The organism is Bradyrhizobium sp. USDA 3315 (assembly GCF_054056795.1).
In genome coordinates this window covers 396330-417790 of record NZ_JBSRYP010000001.1, presented here as the reverse complement: position 1 = coordinate 417790, position 21461 = coordinate 396330, and the positions used below count along the sequence as shown (strand labels likewise).

At 64.8% G+C, this 21461-nt stretch carries 17 protein-coding genes; 11 read left to right on the top strand and 6 right to left on the bottom strand.

The genetic code is table 11. The features are described from left to right. Positions 1–35 precede the first annotated feature (35 nt). Positions 36–2057 carry a DNA primase gene (gene dnaG, locus ACVIYL_RS01765; protein WP_456777576.1) on the top strand — a complete coding sequence of 674 codons (2022 nt, stop codon included), beginning with the start codon at positions 36–38 and terminating at the stop codon, positions 2055–2057. A 366-nt stretch (positions 2058–2423) separates the two neighbouring features. Beyond that, the gene (gene rpoD / locus ACVIYL_RS01760; RefSeq protein ID WP_057018061.1) at positions 2424–4556 is read left to right on the top strand and encodes an RNA polymerase sigma factor RpoD; all 2133 of its coding nucleotides are present in this window, start codon (positions 2424–2426) and stop codon (positions 4554–4556) included. Here the strand turns inward: rpoD and ACVIYL_RS01755 are convergent. From ACVIYL_RS01755 to ACVIYL_RS01745, 3 genes are all read right to left on the bottom strand, one after another. Then, positions 4553–4735 (bottom strand): hypothetical protein, encoded by a 183-nt coding sequence (locus ACVIYL_RS01755; protein WP_456777575.1) that lies wholly within the window; start codon positions 4733–4735, stop codon positions 4553–4555. The two genes, rpoD and ACVIYL_RS01755, sit on opposite strands and share 4 nt — an antisense overlap. Positions 4736–4789: 54 nt before the next feature. Further along, complete coding sequence (locus tag ACVIYL_RS01750) at positions 4790–5026, bottom strand: hypothetical protein (RefSeq protein ID WP_026192271.1); 237 nt, start codon at positions 5024–5026, stop codon at positions 4790–4792. 170 nt (positions 5027–5196) lie between these two features. Further along, positions 5197–7965, bottom strand: a complete 2769-nt coding sequence (locus ACVIYL_RS01745; RefSeq protein ID WP_456777574.1) for a CHAT domain-containing protein — start codon at positions 7963–7965, stop codon at positions 5197–5199. 454 nt (positions 7966–8419) lie between these two features. Here ACVIYL_RS01745 and ACVIYL_RS01740 point away from each other — a divergent pair, with 454 nt between their 5' ends. The 3 genes from ACVIYL_RS01740 (at position 8420) to ACVIYL_RS01730 (ending at position 10886) form a co-directional block, all read left to right on the top strand. Further along, positions 8420–8830 carry an ester cyclase gene (locus ACVIYL_RS01740; protein WP_456777573.1) on the top strand — a complete coding sequence of 137 codons (411 nt, stop codon included), beginning with the start codon at positions 8420–8422 and terminating at the stop codon, positions 8828–8830. A gap of 168 nt (positions 8831–8998) precedes the next feature. Beyond that, complete coding sequence (locus ACVIYL_RS01735; RefSeq protein WP_076827939.1) at positions 8999–9805, top strand: lytic murein transglycosylase; 807 nt, start codon at positions 8999–9001, stop codon at positions 9803–9805. 205 nt (positions 9806–10010) lie between these two features. After that, complete coding sequence (locus tag ACVIYL_RS01730; protein WP_456777572.1) at positions 10011–10886, top strand: FRG domain-containing protein; 876 nt, start codon at positions 10011–10013, stop codon at positions 10884–10886. Positions 10887–11113: 227 nt separating this feature from the next. On the opposite strand, the gene ACVIYL_RS01725 is transcribed toward ACVIYL_RS01730, so the two are convergent. Further along, complete coding sequence (locus ACVIYL_RS01725; protein ID WP_283064377.1) at positions 11114–11983, bottom strand: SDR family NAD(P)-dependent oxidoreductase; 870 nt, start codon at positions 11981–11983, stop codon at positions 11114–11116. Positions 11984–12143: 160 nt separating this feature from the next. On the opposite strand from ACVIYL_RS01725, the gene ACVIYL_RS01720 reads away from it, so the two are divergent. The 5 genes from ACVIYL_RS01720 (at position 12144) to ACVIYL_RS01700 (ending at position 16412) form a co-directional block, all read left to right on the top strand. Continuing rightward, positions 12144–12548, top strand: a complete 405-nt coding sequence (locus ACVIYL_RS01720) for a response regulator (protein WP_057018055.1) — start codon at positions 12144–12146, stop codon at positions 12546–12548. Positions 12549–12662: 114 nt separating this feature from the next. Then, positions 12663–13274 carry a LysE family translocator gene (locus ACVIYL_RS01715; RefSeq protein WP_028333152.1) on the top strand — a complete coding sequence of 204 codons (612 nt, stop codon included), beginning with the start codon at positions 12663–12665 and terminating at the stop codon, positions 13272–13274. Positions 13275–13974: 700 nt separating this feature from the next. Beyond that, entirely contained in the window at positions 13975–15180 is a 1206-nt protein-coding gene (locus tag ACVIYL_RS01710; RefSeq protein ID WP_253604106.1) for a GGDEF domain-containing protein, read from the top strand. A gap of 35 nt (positions 15181–15215) precedes the next feature. Then, positions 15216–15836: a peptidoglycan recognition protein family protein gene (locus ACVIYL_RS01705; protein ID WP_456777571.1), complete on the top strand. Its 621-nt coding sequence runs from the start codon at positions 15216–15218 to the stop codon at positions 15834–15836. Between the two features lie 198 nt (positions 15837–16034). Next, positions 16035–16412, top strand: a complete 378-nt coding sequence (locus tag ACVIYL_RS01700) for a VOC family protein (RefSeq protein WP_456777570.1) — start codon at positions 16035–16037, stop codon at positions 16410–16412. Positions 16413–16529: 117 nt separating this feature from the next. Here the strand turns inward: ACVIYL_RS01700 and ACVIYL_RS01695 are convergent, their stop codons facing one another. Together ACVIYL_RS01695 and ACVIYL_RS01690 are read right to left on the bottom strand one after the other, a co-directional pair. Continuing rightward, on the bottom strand, positions 16530–17897 hold the full coding sequence (locus ACVIYL_RS01695) for an IS1182 family transposase (RefSeq protein WP_310883540.1): 1368 nt from the start codon (positions 17895–17897) through the stop codon (positions 16530–16532). Positions 17898–18434: 537 nt separating this feature from the next. Next, positions 18435–19586, bottom strand: a complete 1152-nt coding sequence (locus ACVIYL_RS01690) for an IS110 family RNA-guided transposase (protein WP_456777569.1) — start codon at positions 19584–19586, stop codon at positions 18435–18437. An 889-nt stretch (positions 19587–20475) separates the two neighbouring features. On the opposite strand from ACVIYL_RS01690, the gene ACVIYL_RS01685 reads away from it, so the two are divergent. Further along, positions 20476–21351, top strand: a complete 876-nt coding sequence (locus ACVIYL_RS01685; RefSeq protein ID WP_456777568.1) for a L,D-transpeptidase — start codon at positions 20476–20478, stop codon at positions 21349–21351. Positions 21352–21461: the final 110 nt, after the last annotated feature.

Below are 21461 nucleotides of genomic sequence, written 5' to 3'. Positions count from 1 at the left end.
CCGCGATTCGCCGCCCGAGCCCAAAATCCTGACTGATGCGTTTCACGCCCGAATTCCTCGATGAGCTGCGCGCCCGGCTTCCGGTCTCGGAAGTCGTGGGCAGGCGCGTCAAGCTCAAGAAGGCGGGCCGGGAGTGGAAGGGGCTGTCGCCGTTCCAGCAGGAGAAGACGCCGTCGTTCTTCGTCAACGACCAGAAGCAGGCCTGGTTCGACTTCTCGTCCGGGCTGAACGGCAACATCTTCGACTTCCTGATGAAGACGGAGGGCGTGACTTTCCCCGAGGCGGTGGAGCGTCTCGCCGCGATGGCGGGTGTCCCGCTGCCGGCGGTGACGCCCGATGCCGCACGGCACGAGCAGCACCGCCGCACCCTGCACGACGTGATGGAACTGGCGACCAAATTCTTCGCCGACACGCTGGCCTCGCGGGGCGGCGCCAAGGCGCGCGGCTACCTCGCCGACCGCGCCATCTCGCCGGCGACCCAGCTCCAGTTCCGGATGGGCTATGCGCCGCCGGACCGCTTCGCGCTGAAGGAGCATCTCGGCGCGTTAGGGATCTCCACCGACGACATGGTGGAGGCCGGGCTTCTGGTGTCCGGCGAGGACAAGCCGGTGCCGTTCGATCGTTTCCGCGACCGCGTCATGTTCCCGATCACGGATGCCCGCGGCCGCGTCATCGCCTTCGGCGGGCGTGCGCTGGAGAAGGACGTTCCGGCAAAGTACCTGAACTCGCCGGAAACCACGCTGTTTCACAAGGGCGACAATCTCTACAATCTGTTCACCGCGCGGCAGGCCGCGCATGACGGCGCGCAGCTGATCGTCGTCGAGGGCTATGTCGACGTCATCGCCATGGTCACGTCGGGCTTTCCCGGCGCCGTCGCGCCGCTCGGCACCGCCCTGACCGAGAACCAGCTCGGCCTGCTCTGGAAGATGGTCGACGAGCCGATCCTCTGCTTCGACGGCGACCGCGCCGGCCAGAAGGCGGCTTATCGTGCTGCCGACCTTGCATTGCCGCAGCTCAAGCCGGGCAAGAGCCTGCGGATTGCGCTGCTGCCGGAAGGGCAGGACCCCGACGATCTCGCCCGCTCCGGCGGCCGCGGCGCGATCGAGGACGTGATCTCGGCCGCGCGTCCGCTCGCCGAAATGATCTGGTCGCGCGAGATCGAGGGCGGCAATTTCGACACGCCCGAGCGCCGCGCCGCGCTGGAGGCGCGGATCGGCGAGCTCACCAATGGCATCCGTGACGAGGTGGTGCGCCGCTATTACCGGCAGGACCTGCAGGAGCGGCTGCAGCGCAATTTTGCGCCCGAGGGCGGCCGCGGCGGTTATGGCCGCGGCGGCTACGGAAGGGGCAATTTCGGCGGCGGCCGCGGCGGCGAATCACCCCGCCAGTTTGTCCCCCGGGGACCTGCCCAAAACGGCCGACAGGGAGGCCCGCAGGGCGGCCGGTTCGGTGCCACCCCCGGGATTTCACGGGGTCCCTATCAGGCCGCCAGCCCCCAACTGGCCAACAGCCCGATCATGCGCGGCCAGCGCAGCGCGGTCTCCCGCCGCGAGGCCCTGATCCTGCAATCGCTGATCAACCACCCCTGGCTGCTGCACGACCATCTCGAGGAGGTGGCGGCGCTGGAGCTCGCCCATCCCGAGGCCCACAAGCTCAGGGCCGCCATCATCGCCGCCTTTGCCCACGACCATCACCATTCCCCTGACGCCGAGGAGCAGGCCGAGAAGATGCGGGCCGACCTCGAAGCGGGCGGATTATCCCCGATTCTTCAAAGGGTTGAGCGGGCGATCACAACCCAGGCGGTGTGGGGCGCGCAGGTCGGCGCGGCGCGCGAGGATGTTTTATCAACCTGGCGTCAACTCGTTGCCTTGCATCAGAAAACCCACGCCTTACTTAGGGAAAGAAAAGATGCGGAAGCGGCTTTGGCTGAAGACTCCAGCGAGGCCAATCTGGCATGGTTGCAGGATATCCAGGCCCGGATGGCAGAAGCCGACGGGACCGAAGCCCTGATTGAAGGGTTCGGCGAATTATCGGGCCGGTTCCAGCGTAATGTCTGATAACAAAAATGCTGCGGACGGCGCTGGCCGCACCCGCGAAAAGACTCGCCAAATCCATGGTTTGGCTGCAAAAACAGGGTTAAGCGAAACTTAATAGCTACCGTAGCATTTTCAGGCGAAGTGGTTCCCGGTTCGCCGTCAGAAAATGCGTCAGATCTAGATCTGTCGCGTCTTCCGATCGTAAAACCGGTGTCCACTTTTACGGAAGACGCGACGGGCTATTGCAGATTGGAAACCGTCGAGACGGATGACAGGGGTGGCGAGATATTGCGCCGCCCTTTGTGCGTCGAGAGAGTAAATCTAGATTTCGTGCGGATGCGCGTGCGTGGCGCCATTTTGCATGACCGCGTTTCGGGAGCTTAGTGAATGGCCACCAAGGCAAAGACGCTGCAGGTTAAGGACAAGGAAAAGGACGACAAGGCAGCGGATGCTCCTGAGAAGGATGCCGCTGACGCGCCGTCGCCGTTGCTCGACCTGTCGGATGCCGCGGTGAAGAAGATGATCAAGCAGGCCAAGAAGCGCGGCTTCGTGACCTTCGATCAGCTCAACGAAGTGCTGCCCTCCGATACGACCTCGCCCGAACAGATCGAAGACATCATGTCGATGCTGTCCGACATGGGCATCAACGTCACCGAGGCCGACGATAGCGAGGGCGAGGACGAGAAGGACGACGGCGACGACGAGACCGATAACGAACTCGTCGAGGTCACGCAGAAGGCCGTCACCGAGGTCAAGAAGTCGGAGCCCGGCGAGCGCACCGACGATCCCGTGCGCATGTATCTGCGCGAGATGGGCACCGTCGAGCTGCTGTCGCGCGAAGGCGAAATCGCGATTGCAAAACGCATCGAGGCCGGCCGCGAGGCGATGATCGCGGGCCTCTGCGAAAGCCCGCTGACCTTCCAGGCCATCATCATCTGGCGCGATGAGCTCAACGAAGGGAAGATCTTCCTCCGCGACATCATCGATCTCGAAGCCACCTATGCCGGCCCCGAGTCGAAGGGCGGCATCAATCCGAACCTGATCGGCAACAACGGCGCCGAGGGCGCCGCCGCCGAAGGCAATGGCGGCGACGCGCAGGCCGGTGCACCGGCCCATGTCGCGCCGCCCGCAGCGCCGCCGTCGCCGACCCCGTTCCGCGCCGCGCCCGCCGGTGGCGAAGCCGCCACCGAGGAGAAGGATCCCGCCGAGGCCGCCGCCGAAGGCGACATGGACGACGACGAGTTCGAGAACCAGATGTCGCTCGCCGCCATCGAGGCCGAGCTGAAGCCGAAGGTGGTCGAGACCTTCGACAAGATCGCGTCCGAGTACAAGAAGCTGCGCCGCCTGCAGGAGCAGGACATCGCCAACCAGCTGCAGAGCGAGTCGCTGTCGCCCTCGCAGGAGCGCAAGTACAAGAAGCTGAAGGACGAGATCATCGTCGAGGTGAAGTCGCTGCGCCTCAACCAGGCCCGCATCGATTCGCTGGTCGAGCAGCTCTACGACATCAACAAGAAGCTGGTCTCGTTCGAGGGCCGCCTGCTGCGCCTCGGCGACAGCCACGGCGTCGCGCGCGAGGACTTCCTGCGCAACTACCAGGGCTCCGAGCTCGACCCGCGCTGGCTCAACCGCGTCTCCAAGCTGTCGGCCAAGGGCTGGAAGAACTTCGTCCATCACGAGAAGGACCGCATCAAGGACCTGCGCCACGAGATCCAGTCGCTGGCGGCGCTCACCGGGCTCGAGATCGGCGAATTCCGCAAGATCGTGCACGGCGTGCAGAAGGGCGAGCGCGAGGCCCGTCAGGCCAAGAAGGAGATGGTGGAAGCCAACCTCCGGCTCGTGATCTCGATCGCCAAGAAGTACACCAACCGCGGCCTGCAGTTCCTCGACCTGATCCAGGAAGGCAATATCGGCCTGATGAAGGCGGTCGATAAGTTCGAATATCGCCGCGGCTACAAGTTCTCAACCTACGCCACCTGGTGGATCCGGCAGGCGATCACCCGTTCGATCGCCGACCAGGCCCGCACCATCCGCATCCCCGTGCACATGATCGAGACGATCAACAAGATCGTCCGCACCTCGCGCCAGATGCTGAACGAGATCGGCCGCGAGCCGACCCCGGAAGAGCTCGCCGAGAAGCTCGGCATGCCCTTGGAGAAGGTGCGCAAGGTCCTCAAGATCGCCAAGGAGCCGCTGTCGCTCGAAACGCCTGTGGGCGATGAAGAGGATTCGCATCTTGGCGATTTCATCGAGGACAAGAACGCGATCCTGCCGATCGACGCTGCGATCCAGTCCAACCTGCGCGAGACCACGACGCGCGTGCTGGCCTCGCTCACCCCGCGCGAGGAGCGCGTGCTGCGCATGCGCTTCGGCATCGGCATGAACACCGACCACACGCTGGAAGAAGTCGGCCAGCAGTTCTCGGTCACCCGCGAACGCATCCGCCAGATCGAGGCCAAGGCGCTGCGCAAGCTGAAGCACCCGTCGCGGTCGCGGAAGCTGCGGAGCTTCCTGGACAACTAATATTTCCGATTGCCATTGCCGGGCTCGACCCGGCAATCCATCGAGACAACAACGGCGGGCCTGGGCCCGCCGTATTCATTTTGATCCGGCTCCGACGTCATTGCGAGGAGCTCGGCGACAAAATTGCGAAGCAATTTTGCGCTGAAGCGACGAAGCAATCCATACTGCGCCTGCAGCACGATGGATTGCTTCGCTGCGCTCGCAATGACGTGGATAGAACTAACTGGACGCCGCTACTTCTTCTTCGCGCCGACGCGCTCGATGGACTTGATCTCGAGCGGCGGGCGGCCGCCCTTTTCGGCGATCTCGCGGTCCTGCTCGCGCAGGAAGGCGCGCACCGGCTCGTCGCCGTCGAGCCCGCCAATGAGCTCCGACGGCACGCGGCGGTTGGAGCGCTGCGAGCCGTCTTCATAGAAGACGTTGAAGAAGGCGAATTCGCCTTTGGGATTGGTCCCGGGTTTTTTCGGCATGCGCGGCTTGTCCTCGATCGGGGCGCCGCTGTCAAAGCAAATCGCCTGCGTCCGCGCGCCGGTCTGCCCTGCGCGATGGGGTTGCGTGCGGCCCTTGCGCAACGTCGGGCGCAGTTCGGCACGGCATGCGCTCGCGGCGCCCGCCCGGTCACATCAACGACATATACGGCTCAGCCCTCGAACAGCACGAACGCCGCCCACACGCTGGCGTCGCCCGCGCCCGCGACCTTGCCGTCGCGCGCATCGCGCCTCGTCTGGCGCAGCGCATCCGAATAGGTCAGGCCCTCCGCGAGGTGCTCGTAGAACCGCACGGTGAAGTTCGCGGTCCCCTCGTCGGCGACCGGCCACAGCGTCAGCAGCGCGCGCCGTGCGCCGGCGATGCCGAGCGCGGTCGGCAGGCCGCGCAGGCCGCTGACGAAGCTCTCGTCGCCGCGGCCGGTTTCGCAGGCCGACAGCACCAGCAAGTCGAGCCCGGACAGGTCCCAGTCCATCAATTCGAAGGCATAGAGATAGCCGTCGTTCTCGTCGCGCAGCGGAAATCGGCTGTCGCCGGCGCCCGACAGCACGATGCCGCTCTGCCAGAGTGTGTCGAGGCCCGACGCCGTGCTGTCGTGATAGAAGCCGTGCGTCGCCAGATGCGCGATGCGCGCCTTGCCGATCGCCGCGCGCAGCGTGCCTTCGCTGACGTTGCGCCCGGTCAGCATCTCGACCGGCGCGCCGCGGGTGCGGGCGAGTTTGGCGATCGCCTCGATCTCGGTCCGCGTCGCGGGCAGCGGCATCGGCCCCGGCTCGCCGTATTCGATGCCGCCGGCGAGCAGCATCGCGCCCCGCTGATCGAGCGTCTCGCGCGCATGGATCGCGATCAGCGCATCGGGGCTGGTCAGCATCCGGATCGTGAACTTGTCCTCCAGCAGGCCGCCGCCACTGCCAGGCAGCAGCGCGAACGGCACGGCGAACAGGAAGCCGTCAGGCACGACATAGAGCGTGGTCTTGTCCTTCAGCAGCGGCTCCAGCGGCGCGAACAGCCGCGCCCGGAGGTTCTGGAAGCGGCCCTTGACGTCGGGCGCGTGCGTGTCCGGATCCGACGCAGCGGCCCGTGTCGCGCGCAGCCGCGCGATCTCGGTGCGCACGCCGGTGTCGACCATCCGGCCGGGATCGCCGAGATCGACCACGCGCGCCTCGCTCGTTGCGGTCTCGACGATCGCGTAGAGCACGGTCGCCGCCAGCGGCGCATTCGCCTGGCGATCCGCCTTCCATTGCCGGGTGATGAAATAGTTGACGACGGCTTCCTGCGCCGCGAGCAGCTGTGACGGACGGATCGGGTCTTGCGGCAGCTTCGCACCGATCGCATCGAGCCGCTTCTGCAGCGCCTTCTCGGCGGCGTCCTGCCGCCCCCACACCGACCTCGCCCAGTCGTCGATATTGCCCGACGAGAACAGCTCCTGTTTCTCGCCGTTGAGCCGGAGCGCCGTCCGCAGCAGCGTCGCGGTCTCCTCGTCCTTGCCGGCGACCTCCGTCTCGAGCTGGCGCAGCGCCGTGGCGTCGGCGCCGCCGAGCGTCTTCCAGCGCAGCACGGCGCCGGTGGCGAAGCGGCCGAACGCGAACAAGAGATGGTCGGCATGGGCGCGGATCGCTTCGGCGACGGCGCGATCGCCCGATGTGCCGACCTCGCGCTTCATCCAGTCGAACATCTCGCGGTCGAGCGCGGCGAAGGCCTGCACCGCGCGGCTCGGATCATCGGCGATCAGGGCGGTCGCGATGCCGAGCTTGATCTCGAAGCTGATCGGATGCTGCGCGGTGAAGGCGCGGCTCGAGATCGCCAGCGCGGTCTCGCGCAGCCGCATCCCCTTGTCCCGCTCGCCGCGCTGCTCGCGTTGGCCGGCAGCCAGCACCGCGGATTTGATGCGCAGGAAATCCGCAAAATTCGCCTCATTGGCGACGATCGCCTCCAGCCGCGCCAGATCGGCCGGCGCGATCGCGGCATCGCCGGCGGCGAGCATGTCGGTGTAGAACAGCCAGGCGTCGGCCTGTCCGGCAAAGCTCGGATCCTTCGGCGCCATCGCGGCCGCGATCGCGCGGTGGCGGCGGAAATAGCGGCGGGCGTCGTCGAAGCGGCCGAGATTGAGGAAATCCTGGCCGGCGTTGTTGACCGTCACCAGCGTGTTGAGATGGTTCTCGCCATAATGTCTGGCGCGCTTCTCGATCGCGAACAGATCGAGCTCGAGCGCCTTCGCCGGCGCGCCGATCTCGCGCAGCATGTCGGCATAATTGTTGGCGAGCTTCCAGGTGGTGCGGTGGTCGGGCCCGAGCGCCTTCTCCGCGCGCTCGAAATTGTGCCGGCCCAAATTGGTCGCCGACGCCGCCGAGCCGTTGGCGGACAGCGCGACCGCGAGCTTGTCGTTTGCGATCAGCGATTCCTCGGAGCCTTCGCCCCAATAGGCGTTGAACGCCGCGATCGCCTTCATGTAGAGCGGAACGGCTTCGGCGATCCTGGCGTGGTCGGACAGCAGGATCGCGTACATCAGCAGCACGTCGGCATTGCCGGGCGGCCGTTGCGCCGCCGCCTTGCTCTGGAACGCGCGCACGAACAGTTTTTCGGCGAGATCGTCGCGCTTGACCGCGCGCAGCGTCGCGGTCGCGTCGAAATACTGCTCCATGACGAACTGGGCGTCGTCGAGCTTGTCTGCGGCATCCAGTGCTGCAAGCAGCTGTGCATAGCCGGCGTCGAACTTGCCGCTGCGTGTCAGCGCGATGGCGTTCTTCAGCTGCGCGGCGATCGCCTGCGTGCTGCCGCCACCTTGCGCCGGCGCACGCTTGGCGGGGAGGTTCTGCGCGGCGGCGGTGTCGATCGCTGCGCTCAAAACAGCGCCGAGCGCGAGCACGACACCGATCGATGCGGCAGCCCTGCGCGCGCGTGCGAAACCCCCGGCGATCGTCATCGGCAGCACACCCTCATCCCCAAACGCGTCATCGGATGGCATCCCCAAATGACGGCGGCGTTGCAGCCGGCGTGCCTGGCTTTAGCGGCGCGGCGTTGCATGAACAAGACAGCGCGGCCGGCCGCGTGGCGGAAGCGGCTTGCCCGGCCCGTGCTTCTTGGTCGCGGCCGGCGGCTTCGGCGTTCATGCGTCGCGTCCTCAAATGCTGCCGTGCGGTGCGTCGCTCGCCGCCGACCGCCGCTTGCTGCCACCGGCAGTCAAGCCAACGGATGATGTTACCGCCGGTAGGCCGGCCGGCCCGCCGTGGCTGGCGGCGGAGCCGCGCAGCGCGCAAACGAACGACGGCCGAAAGCTGAGCTTTTTCTGACCATCGTCACTTGCGCCATCCCGTCCGATTCGCGTATGAGGCGCATCTCTCTCTTTCTACAACCTTTCCTTCGAGAATCGATCGCCGATGTCCAACGCCACAATCGACGCCAACAAGGCGCTCGTGCTCGCGCATTACGACGCCGTGACCAACCGCCACGATCCCGAGGCGATCCGCGCGCAGTTGGCGCCCGACTTCTTCGACCATGCGGTGGGCAAGCGGCTGAGCGCCGAGGACGTGATCGCGCATTCGGCCGCGATGCACGAGACCTTCGCCGACCTGTCGGCGGTGGCGGAATGCCTGGTGGCCGAGCGCGACATCGTCGCCGGCCGCTTCGTCTGGCGCGGCCGGCACCGCAGCCCATGGCGCGGCATCGCGCCAACCGGCCGCCAAGTCGAATTCCGCGGCATGACGTTCTGGCGGATTCAGGACGGCAGGATTTCCGAGCGCTGGGCGGAGATCGATTTTGTGGACCTGGAGCGCCAGCTCAGGGATTGAGCTTCGGCTACGTGCCGATCGGTTGATGGATGCGCCGTGGTCATTCACCGTGCGAACATGGATGGAGGCGCGTAGCTGCCCGCCGAGGATGGAGTGTCGTGCCGACGCTTTGACTGCCTCGTTTGCTCCATGGCATGATCGGCCAATCGAAGCAGGGGGATTTTTTGCATGCTCAGGTGTCGTTTGGCGGTTGTGTTCGGCGCCTTGCTGCTTGCCACCCCCTCCTACGCCGCGCGCTGCGGCGGCAGTTTTCCGACCTTCGTCCAGTCGTTCTCGCAGGAGGCGGCGAGCGCCGGCATCCAGCAGGACGTGATCTCCGCGGCGCTCGGCGGCGTGCAGCAGGATGGCGGGGTGCTCGCCTTCGACCGCCGGCAGCGCTACACCTTCAACAAGACCTTCGAGCAGTATGTCGCAACCCGGGTCGGGCCCGGGCGCATCAATGGCGGCCGCGCGATGCTGCAGCGGCACGCCGCGCTGCTTTCGAAGATCGAGCAGCAGTATGGCGTGCCGCGCCAGATCCTGGTCGCGATCTGGGGGCTCGAGACCGATTTCGGCAAGGGCGACATGGGCAAGCTGCCGGTGTTCCGCGTGCTCGCGACGCTGGCGCATGATTGCCGCCGCACCGACCTGTTCCAGGGCGAGCTACTCGCCGCGCTCAAGATCGTGCAGCGCGGCGATCTCCGTCTCAACGACATGATCGGCGCCTATGCCGGCGAGATCGGCCAGACGCAATTCTTGCCGTCGTCCTACATCAAGTATGGCGTCGATTTCGACGGCGACGGCCATGTCGACCTGCGCCACTCGGTCGCGGACGTGCTGGCCTCGACCGCGAACCTCCTGCACACCAGTGGCTTCAAGATGGGCGCGCCCTATGGCGAGGGCACCGCGAATTTCGAGGCGATGCGCGAGTGGAACAGGGCGGTGATCTATCGCAAGACCATCGGGTATTTTGCCGATCAGCTCGTGGGGCGGTGAAGGCGCGGCGGCCTTGTCCGTCATTGCGAGCGGAGCGAAGCAATCCATCTTTCGGCAAATGCGGGACGATGGATTGCTTCGTCGCTTCAGCGCAAAATTGCTTCGCAATTTGTCGCCGAGCTCCTCGCAATGACGATTGTTTCCATCGGGCCGCATCACGCATGGAAAAATGGATTCCGGGTTCAGCCCTGCGGGCTGCCCCGGAATGACGGTTGAGAATTCTGGTGTCTCCATGGAAACCATCGGCAGCCAAAAAATCTGGTCGTTCTTCGACCGCCGCGGATGCCAGGTCGCGAAGAACTCGGCGGTGCGGGAGGGGCCGGGCCATCGCGTCGGCTCCTATCTCGAGCTCGCCACCAAGATCGCCGAGCTGCAATTCCTCAACCGCGATCATGTGCTGCTGTTTCGCGGCCAGGGCGCCGACTACAGGAACATCAAGCGCAACTCGTCGCTGAAGCCGACGCTGTTTCGCGGCGGCCGCGGCAATCCCGATCAGGCGACGCTGGTCGGGCGGTTCGATGCGCTGCAACGCGCCGAGCGGATCCTGATCGCCGAATACGCCAGCGAAAAGCTGCTCGGGCTCGAGCGGTTGAAGCGGCATCGCATCCTGCGCTGGTCGATCCTGCAGCATTACGAGGTCTGCACCACGCCGCTGCTCGACGTCACCCATTCGATCCGGATCGCCGCCTCCTTTGCCTCGCTGGCGGAGACCGGCACCGCCTTCCTCTATGTGCTCGGCGTGCCGAATCTGAGCGGCGCGATCACCGCGAGCGCCGAGGCCGGCCTGCAGATCGTGCGCCTCGCCAGCGTCTGCCCGCCGTCGGCGGTGCGGCCGCACATCCAGGAGGGCTATCTGCTCGGCGAGTATCCGGAGATGTCCGGCACCGAGCAGAAGGAAAACTACTTTCCCTACGAGATGGATTTCGGCCGGCGGCTGGTCGCCAAATTCTCGTTCGCGCCGGCGTCGTTCTGGAAGAACGACAATTTCCCGCAGGTCGCGAAGAGCGCGCTCTATCCATCGGAGCGAAGCGATCCGCTGTTCCGGCTGGCGCTCGGGGTGAGGAAGCAGCTGGGCGGGTAATCTCGTGTCGCGATGACGCGCAGGCGTGACTCGCAGGCATGGTATGACCCGCGGGCCGTGCAACATCCCCGGTGTCGTCCCGGGCTTGACCCGGGACCCATAACCACAAATGTCCGTGTTGCACGACGCTGTGGCCCCCGGCGTGTCTCGCCAACCCAATCCTGTGGTTATGGGTCCCGGCTTTCGCCGGGACGACGGCGGTGCGCGGGTTACTCCGCGCTATCGTGCTACTGGCTCGCCCTCGCGGCATCGCGCGCGATCCGCCGCGCCGCCGTCTTCTCCATCATCCGTTGCATCGTTTTCCAGTAGGTCGCCGGGCGGAAGCGTTGCAGCAGGTCCATGAAGTATGCGTCCTTGCCGATCAGGATGCGCGGCTGGTTCTTCTCGATGCCGGCGATGATGCGCTGCGCGGCCGCGGTCGGCGTGGTCCTGGCCAGTGCGTCGAAGCGCTCGATCGATTCGGCGCGGCGGGCATTGTCGGTGACGCCGGTGCCGGCGCGCGAGTTGCGCGCGATGCTGGTGGCAACGCCGCCCGGATGCACCACGGACAGACGCACCGGGCTGTTCGCCACCGCAAGCTCGTGGCGCAGGCTTTCCGAGAAGCCGCGCACCGCGAACTTGGCCGCGCAATAGGCGCTCTGGCCGGGCGGGGCGATGATGCCGAAGATCGACGAGATGTTGACGATATGCGCCTCGCGCTGCCGCGAAAGCTGCGGCAGGAAGGCGCGGGTGCCGTGCACCACGCCCCAGAAATTGATGTTGAACAGCCACTCCATCTGCGCCTGATCGAACTCGCCGAACTCGCCGAGCAGCGCGACGCCGGCATTGTTGACGACGATGTTGAGCGAGGGGTGCGCTGTAACGGCGGCCTCCGCGAACGCCGTGATCTGGTCCGGCTCGCTGACATCGAGCCGATGCACGGTGACCTTGCGCGGGCTCGCTTTCGCGATCTCCGCGGCGGCGGCCTGCAGGCCGGCCTCGTCGCGGTCGGCGATCGCCAGATCGCAGCCGCGCAGCGCCAGTTCATGCGCGAGCGCGCGGCCGATGCCGCTGGCGGCTCCGGTCACGGCAGCGGCGGATCCAGGGATCGCGGTCATGTCGGGTGAGCTCCATCTCAACGGGGGTGGTGGTTGCCAAGCGAGGAACACGGCATTTCCACGCTTTTCTCAAATTGGAACTGAACCATCCAGTGATTTTGGGCATTTAATCTATGTTACGCGCTCGAAGCGAAGCATTCAAACCAAGGGAGCCACACCCATGGGACAGTCAAAGCCCTACCGTGCGAAGGCCCTGGTGGTTGAGGACGACCCGATGCAGCGCGAGATGATCGGGCTGCTGCTGGAGGAGAGCGAGTTCGACGTCATCGCCTGCGAGAGCGCCGAGGCCGCCGAGCTGGTGCTGCAGGGCAACGGCGACAACGTCGTGCTGATGATGACCGACGTCGAATTGGCCGGAAACATGACCGGCATCGAGCTCGCTTATGCCGCGAAGAAGTACAGACCCGATCTCGACGTGATCGTCACCTCGGGCAAGCCGCTGCGGCAGCGCCTGCCCGAAGGCGCCTTGTTCTGGGCCAAGCCCTGGGCGCCGCTGGACGTGATCCGGGTCGCCGAGATGAAGGCGTCGGAGCTTTCGCATCGCGGATGGCGCAGGTCGTCATAACGGGGTGTCGACGCTGGCGCCGGGCGGAGGCCGGCAGCCGCTTCCGCCGTCCCCGTCGCCGTGATATTGGCGGACGATGTCCCGTCCGCCTGTCCCGCCCGCCGAGGATTTGAAGTGACCTGGTCCTTTCTGCTGACGTCGCTGATCGTGGTGGCCTCGCCCGGCACCGGCGTGCTCTATACGCTGGCGGTGGCGCTGACCCGGGGAGCGCGGGCGAGCGTCGCGGCGGCGTTCGGCTGCACGCTCGGGATCGTGCCGCAGATGATCGCGGCGATGCTCGGGCTCGCCGCCATCCTGCACACCAGCGCCGTGGCGTTCGCGGCGCTGAAATGGGGCGGCGTCGTCTATCTGCTCTACATGGCCTGGCAGGCGCTGCGCGAGCGCGGCGCGCTTGCCGTCGACACCGAGATCAAGCCGCGCTCGCGCCGGCGGGTGATCGTGACCGCGATCCTGATCAACATCCTCAATCCGAAGCTGTCGATCTTCTTCCTGGCCTTCCTGCCGCAGTTCATCGCGGTCGACGAGCCGCACCCGCTGGCGCGGATGGTCGAGCTCAGCTGTGTCTTCATGGCGATGACCTTTGCGGTGTTCGCGGTCTACGGGCTGTTCGCCGCCTCGGTGCGTGACCGCGTCATCACCCGGCCGAAGGTGATGGCCTGGCTGCGGCGAAGCTTTGCCGCGGGCTTTGCCCTGCTCGGCGCCAGGCTCGCCTTCGCGGAGCGCTGACGTCGCGGCCGTCACGCCCGGACGCAGGCAATAAAAAAGCAGGCGTTGCGCCTGCTGCCTTGCGCCCCGTCAGTTCGGGGCCGATCGATGTAGGGTGGTGAATTCGAGGTTGACGTCGCTGCGACCGGTTGTCCCGGTCCGGGTGCCCGGGCAGGGCAAGAGCCGCTACCCGGGCTGGAATTCGTTACTTCTTGGCGGCCTTCTTCTTGGTGGCCTTTTTCGCCTTCGCCTTCTTCGCCTTCTTCGCCTTCTTCGCTTTCTTAGCCATAGTATCCTCTCAGGGTTTCATGGATTGAACGCGACTCCGAGGCATGCTTGGCGGAGGGCCAGCCTCGCAACATCCTCGATATCAAACTCAGCAGATTCGGAGGCTGCTGCCGCGTGCTGTCACGGCGTCGTCATCGTGTTATCCACAACTGTTACGCGTTTTCGCCAGCTTTTTCGCAAAGCGTTGCGCATGTCGCGCGTCGCGGCGTCGGCGCATCCGTCATGCTTAACGATGCGCAAACGGCGGATGCGCAGATCTTCATCAATTCAAAACCACGGCGCGGATTGGCACGTTGTGGGTGACGCTCCGTTAAGCGGCGCGGCCGCATGCTGTTCCGTAAGACAACGGGGATTGTCATTTGAGGAAACGCCCGGAGGGGGCAGACGGTCATTTCAGGAGAGGCGAGGCCGATACGGCTCTCGAACAGGGGCGATGTTGAGCGTTCCGACGCTTTGGACGGTATTCATTATCAATTTTCTCGCGCTCGGGCTGATCTGGGCCTATGTCGCGCGCAGCTATCCTGCTTTCGGCGCGGCGCGGTTCTGGACCGCGTCGGCCCTCGTCGCCTCCGCCGGGGCCAGCTGCGCGATGCTTCGCGTGATGCTGACGGACTCGCTGCTGCCGCTGCTTGCGGCCGGGACCTTGATGGTGTTCGCCGCCGGCCTTGCCGCGATGGGCATCGAGCGGTTCTACGACAAGCCTGCGACCTGGCGCGCCACCCTGCTGACCACGGCGCTGGCCTTCGCTGGTCTCGGCACCTTCATCTTCGCCTATGACAGCATGCCGATGCGCATCCTGGTCTACACCATTGCCCAGGTCACGCCGTTCGCGCTGACGCTGAAGCTGTTGCTGTCGTCCGAGAACGGCCGCGTCAGCCCCGGTGCCCGGCTCGCCGGCATCGTCGCCTCCGTGCTGATCGGCATCTATGCGCTGCGTGCCGTCGGCGCGCTGCTGCAGCCCGGCGAGTTCTCCTTCGTCCGCTTCTCTGCGGGGCAGTCGCTGGTGATCCTGCTGATGGTGTTCCTGTCGATGGCGCTCAATTTCGGCTTCCTGCTGATGGCGATCGACCGGCTGCGCAACGAGGTCGCCGACCTCGCGCTGCTCGACGATCTCACCGGCGTCGGCAACCGCCGCCATCTCTTGCAGCGGCTGACCGAGGAATGCGCGCGCTCCGACCGCAACGGCGAGGCGTTCGCGCTGCTGGTGATCGACCTCGACGGCTTCAAGGGCATCAACGACACCCATGGCCACGCCGCCGGCGACGCCTGCCTGCAGCATTTCACGCTGATGGCGCAGACGCGGCTCCGCCCGGGCGACATGCTGGCCCGCACCGGCGGCGACGAGTTCTGCATCGTGTTGCCGTCCTCGACGCTGCGCGAAGGCGCGATGATCGCGCGCCGCGTGCTCGAGGTCTGCCGCGCCGATGCCGAGCAGTGCACCGGCAGGGACATTCCGATCGCGGTCTCGATCGGCGTCGCGCAATGGACCCGCGAGATCGGCCTGCATCCCGATCGCCTGGTCGCCGCCGCCGACCACGCGCTCTACGACGCCAAGAAGGGCGGCAAGAACGGCTACGCGACCTACGAGCCGAAGCCGGCGCCCGAGACGGTCGAGGCGAGCCTGCGCAAGCGCGCCTGAGCGTGCTAACGAGAGACGACACCGGATCTTCCGTGATGATGCCTCGCCTGCTCACCGCGCTCGTCGCGCTGGTCCTGTCCGCTGCCGCATCGGCCGAAACGCCCGATCTCGCGACTATCGCGCGATCGCAAGGCACGCCCGAGATTCCCGGCTTGAAGATGGTCTGGCTGGCGCCCTGGGGCGACGTCGCCAAATCGCATCCCTGGCGCAACATCATCGTGCACCAGACCGAGGGGCCGCAGGGCTCGGCGCGATACGGCGCCGAGGCGCAGCACAAGAACCCGACCCGGCGCGGCGTCATGGTCTGGGTCGAAACCGACGGCACGGTCTATTGGGCGGTCTCCGACAACCTCGTTCCGACCCACACAGACGGCGCCGATCGCAACGACAACAAATACATCGACAACAGCAAGACCTATCACCAGGTGAACAAGGACACGTCGATCGGCGTCGAGTTCGCCGGCAATTACCCCGACGTCACGACCGGCCCGACCGACGCACAGGTCGCGGCCTGGCGGGTGCTGGTGAAGTTGCTGCGCGCGCGTTACGGCATCCCGCCGGAGCGCGTCTACGCCCACAACTGGATCGACTTCAAGGATGCCCGCTACTGCGAAGGCTGCGCGCTCGCCACCATGGCGCGGCAGTGGGGCGAGTAGGGCGGCGTACTCATCAAAATCCGGGACGCCTGCGTTCGGGGACGAAGCGGCAACCCGGCCCGGCCTCAGCGATATCGCCTTCTGACGCGAAGCGGTCATCTGGCTGTCCCAACCCCAACTCCCACCTTAAAGGTGACAAATTTTCAGACATTGAGAAGAGCGGACGCAAGTTGTTGCGTGACGTCGGAGTGCACTAGGATGAGCCCTTCTGGAGCTTTGATCGCGATCCTGCCGTGCAATGACCTTGATGCGTCGGAGCGGTTCTACAATCGGCTGGGCTTTGCGCGCCCGGACAGCGAAAGGCCTGCTCCGGGAGAGCCCGACACCTATCGCATGCTGTCGAACGGGAAGGGCGGATATCTACATCTGACGGACGCGGTCGAGGGATGGCTGACGCCGGGCAGAAACCCTTTTGGGCTTTATCTTTACCTCGAGAGTGTTGATGCTGCGGCGCGCGAATTTCAGCAATCACCCGAAGACAAGCCGTGGGGGATGTACGAATTCGCGATCTCTGACCCGGATGAAACGTTGGTCCGTGTCGGTTGGCCAACCCGTCTCCGCGCCGAAGCGCAATAATTCGTCTGCTTTTGGCCGATTTTGTTGCAAAAGTCGGCTGCTCGCGATGGATTGTTCGGCCATCTCGCCAAGGACGACCGGCTTTGGTTTGCCGGCCCTGACGCTCTCTACGCAACTCTACGCGGTGTACACCGTGTGTGCCGGTGGCGGCCGCGCGACCAGGCTCGCGAGCCGCCGTAGGTTCTGAGCGATGGCGGCCAGAACAAACTCATCCTGGGCGCCTCGTGGGCCACGCAGTCGCAGTCGGCCGAGCCTCAGGATGCGCTTCAGGTGTGCGAACCGCATCTCAATCTTCTTTCGCTCACGTCGCGACTGTTCAAAGGCCTCGGTGCCAGCGAAGGAGCGTGCAACGTCTCGGGCGCGCTCATGGACGTCGCGCGGGATCTTGCGTGAGGGCTCCTTTGGGCAGCACTGCGGTTTGAGCGGGCAAACATCGCAGTCGAGCTTGCTTGCGCGGTACAAGAGCGTCTTGCCCTCGTGTGCTGTGCCGCTTGTCCCGAGCCGCTTTCCGCCTGGGCAGTGGTAGACGTCGCCGGCCGGATCATATCGAAAGTCGTTGCGCGAGAAGGTGCCATCCTCGCGCTTTGACTTGTCGATGACCGGAATGTGTGGCGCGATGTCCTTCTCTACCAGCCAGTTCAGCATCGGCGCCGATCCATAAGCGGTATCGGCCGCGAGCCGCTCCGGCTTGAGGCCAAAACGTTCCTCTGTTCGTTCGATCATTGTCTTTGCGGTACCGACTTCGGCTTGCCGAATGGCACGAGACGCCTCGACGTCCAAGATGACGCCGAACTTCATGTCGATGAGATAGTTGTCAGAGTAGGCGAAGAATGCCGCCCCTTTGTGTGCGCCGGTCCACTGCGCCGCGGGATCGGATGGCGAGACGAACTTCGGCACAACCTCCGTAGCGGCACCCCATGCCGTGTCTTCGAGAGTCGCCAGATACTCCTTCACGGCGCGGCTGGACCTCGCCGGATCGCGATCCCTGCGCCAATCCTGACCCGCGATCGAGCGCCGCTTGTTGGCGTCGGCCGCAATCAGGCTCGCATCAACTGCAAAGCCTTCACCACCAACCAGACCGGCCGCAATACACGCCTCGACGACCCGCTCAAACACATGGCGAAAAACATCTCCCTCGCGGAAACGCTCGTTGCGGGCACGCGAGAACGCTGAATGGTCGGGAATAGCATCTTCGATGCCAAGCCTGCAGAACCAGCGATAGGCGAGGTTCACCTGTACTTCGCGGCAGATCAATCGCTCCGAGCGGATCGCAAAGACATACCCCACCACCAGCATCCGGATCATCAGTTCAGGGTCGATCGACGGACGACCCATGGACGCATAATGGGACGCAAGCTCGCCGCGAAGCCACGACAGATCGAGAGCAGCATCGATCGTCCGCACCAAATGATCTTCGGGGACCGCATCGCCAAGACGAAACTCGTAGAACAGTTGACCTTGGTCACTCTTCAGACGGCCCATCATGGATCGACCTCGCCGAGAATCGCGTCAACACAACGGAATCATCGTTCGAGGCCTCACTCAACCGACTTTTGCAACAAAATCGGACCCTAGCCGAAATAGCCAAGAGCGCCTGTTTTGTCCGCTTCGTAGGATGGGTGGAGCGCAGCGATACCCATCAAGCTTGTGCTGCGCGGTGGGATGATGGGTATCGCTGCGCTCCACCCATCCTCATATGGGGATTTGTGAGTCAAGTCTCTTCGCGAGGTCTGGGTTGGTGTTTGACGGCAAGAGGGCGGCGCGCGGAGCCGAGCGTAGCGCAGCGCGACGACCGGGCAACGAACAGGGATTGGCTTCCGAAGATTGCTGCAGTTCACTGCATCACCTCATATCCGGTCGGATTGTTTGATCCGTACCCACTTTCCGCATGCTTGCGGCGAGGAAGCCTGGCGAGGATGAGACCCATCTACGAAACGGCGGTTGAAGCCCTAGGATGGCACGGTCATCATCCATCCCGCACGGAGCGCGGCGAAGCCGCGGCGCGTGGTGGGGTGGTCGGTTTTACGCCTTGATCACGGCCTGGTCGGGGACGAGGCCGGTGGTGAGATAGCGCCACAATGCCACGATCAGCTTGCGCGCCAGCGCGACGATGGCGATGCGTTTGGCGCGCTTGCCGGCGTCGGCGGTGCGGGTGCGGAACCAGCGGCTGAGCGTGCTGTCGCCTTGATGACGAAGCCACAGCCAGGCCAGTTCGATCGCCTTGTGGCGGGCGCGCCGATTGCCGGCCTTGCTGATGCCTTGCTCGCGATCGGTGCCGCCGCTCTTCCAGGGACTGGGCGTCAATCCGCAATAGCTGGCGACCTCGCGGCGGTTGCGGAAGTCCTTGTAGAACAGCTCGTTCACCAGCGTTGCCGTGAAGGCCGGGCCGAGCGCCTTGAGCCGCTGCAATTGATCTCGTCGCTCGACCATCGGCGTCGGAACCGCCGGAGAAGTGTCCGCAGCCTGGGTCTGCTCCAGCGCCGCGAGTTGCTCACACACCAGCATCAGCCGGGCGTGCTCGCGCTTGATCTCGGCCAGAAGATGCGGCGGCAGCGCCTCGCCCTGCCAGTCGCGCTGCCGCTCGAGCCAGGTAAGCCAGTCGCGCCGCCGCGGATTGCCGACCGCCATCCCCCGAAGACGCAGCAACGCCTTGATCCGGTTGCTGTGGGCGGTCTGCTCGGTGACCAGGCGGTCGCGTTCGCGGCTGGCGCGCCGGGCATCCTCCGCTTCCACGCGCGGCACCCGCACGATCCGGACCACCCGCGGCTCACCCCGCAAATAGGCCATCAGCGTGCGCAGCAATAGCTCGCCGTCGATCCGGTCCGTCTTTGCTCGCCGTGCCCGCTGCTCCACCGCAATGCTCGCGGGGTCGAACACGAAGTTCAAAATCCCGGCCGCCTCCAGCAGCCGGTGCAGCCAAAAGCCGTCATAGCCGGCTTCATAGCAGCTCACCACACGCGGCACCGATCCGAGCTTCTCCGCCACCCGGGCGCGGGTCCGTTCGATCAACGCCAGCAGTTCGGCGTGATCGCCTCCTTGCAGCTTGTGGCGCGACATCCGATCCCGGTCCGGGCTGTGCAGCGTCACAAGCCACGTCTTCTGACTGAGTTCGATCGCAACAAAAATTGTGCCACAATGGCTGGCGGCGGGCGTCCCTGCGGTCGATGCTTGCATCTGACTTCTCCGATGGTTCGAGTGTGGAAACCCAAATCTATCGGAAAGGCCACGCTCACCGCCCCATGGAATCTACGGACTGGCCAGGGCAGCCTTGACCCATCGCGGACATTTCCTCGTCTTCATCCATTGATCTGGATCAATGCGTCCCCTCACGCTCGCGTTGGCATCGTTCGTTCTGCCAATCCATACGGAGGGTACTATGGAAAGCGCATGCAGGTATCCCTTAGCGTTGATCGTCTTTGCGTTGGCACCGTCTGCTTTCGCCGCCGAGCTCCCAAAAGAAGGCAACTTCGATTACACGGCGTGCTGGTCGGGCGCGAGCAGCACTATCTCATTTTCCAAGACCCACATCGCGCGAAGCTATGAGCATACCGGCTCTATCCGAAGCAATCCTCCGGGTGGGCTTTTCGACAAAGATACATTCCGGTGCGTAGGGGTTAGTGCGTCTCTTGGTGGGAAGATTACTGGCACCACGGTCTGCGAGTCCATTGACCGAGACGGTGATAAGCGACTTTCGTACTTCTCGACGTCAGAAGGAAAGGTAACCAGAGAGACAGTGGCGGGGACTGGGAAGTACGACGGCATGGTCATGACCGCAACGATACAACCCTTAGGGCCTTTCCCGGTCATCAAAGAGGGAACCTTTCAAGACTGCAATCACCAGACTGGTACCTATACGTTGAAGTGATGTTGCATCTTTGCGCGAGGGCCGCCTTTGGGCGGCCCTTGCTTTGCCCGAACCGGCGATCGAATGTGGACGATGGGTGTTGCAGCACAGGGGCTGGCGTTAACGACGCTTGGCGATTTCCAGCCTGGGCGACATCGCTTCGAAGCTTGTTAAAATTTGCCGGATACCCCTTCCGGGCACAGCGATCAGGGGAGAGGTATGGGTAAGCGGGCCAAACGTGGAAAGACCGAGACGCTCGCGCTACCAGTGGCCGGAAGAGTTGTAGTTGGCGTCGTGGCCGCTGCCGCATTGGGGTACGGCTTGCTGTGGCGGCCGGCGAGCGTTCAACCGATACGGAAGCAAGCCGCGCACCAGGTGCCGGCACCATCTAGTCCTACGCCGTCGACTCCCATTCACGTAGCGGCGGCGGTTCAGGCTCCAGCGCCAGCTCCGGTTCCGATCCCGGTCCCCGCGCCCCGGATCGAAACACCAAAAGCCGCTGACGCTCCCGGAAAATTTGCTCGGCAGGTGGTTGACTACGTCAGTCATCAGCCGCCGGGCACCGTCGTCATCGATACCGGAAACACATTCCTCTATCTGGTTCTGAATGGCGGGCAGGCGATGCGCTACGGCATCGGTGTCGGCCGCGAAGGTTTCACATGGTCCGGTGAGCAGGTCGTGGCCCGCAAGACAGAATGGCCGGATTGGCGTCCGCCGGCAGAGATGATTTCGCGCCAGCCTTATCTGCCGCGGTTCATGGCGGGCGGTCCTGGCAATCCGCTCGGTGCCCGGGCGATGTATCTGGGCGATACCGAATACAGAATCCACGGCACCAACAAGCCCGATACGATCGGGAAGCGGGTTTCATCCGGCTGCATCCGGCTGACCAATGACGACGTCATGGACCTCTATGATCGGGTGAAAGTCGGCGCGAAAGTGATCGTGCTTCCGGCACCAGCTGCCCATCGACCATCCCCGGGCGCGCCGCCCGACGCCGCCGTCTCATCGCAGGAACCGGCGTCGCCGTCGAGCCGGCCCTCGGCAGTCAACGCGCAACCGCAGGCTTCTCGATCGAAGATGGCCGACGCCCAGTAACTCAATTCTTCTGTCCCAGATCTACAACTTGAGAAGCAGCCCCGTTCAAAATGGGCTGGGTGGCCGCACCGTAACCTGCGGCATGCCAGGCGTCGGTGCGCTGTATGAGA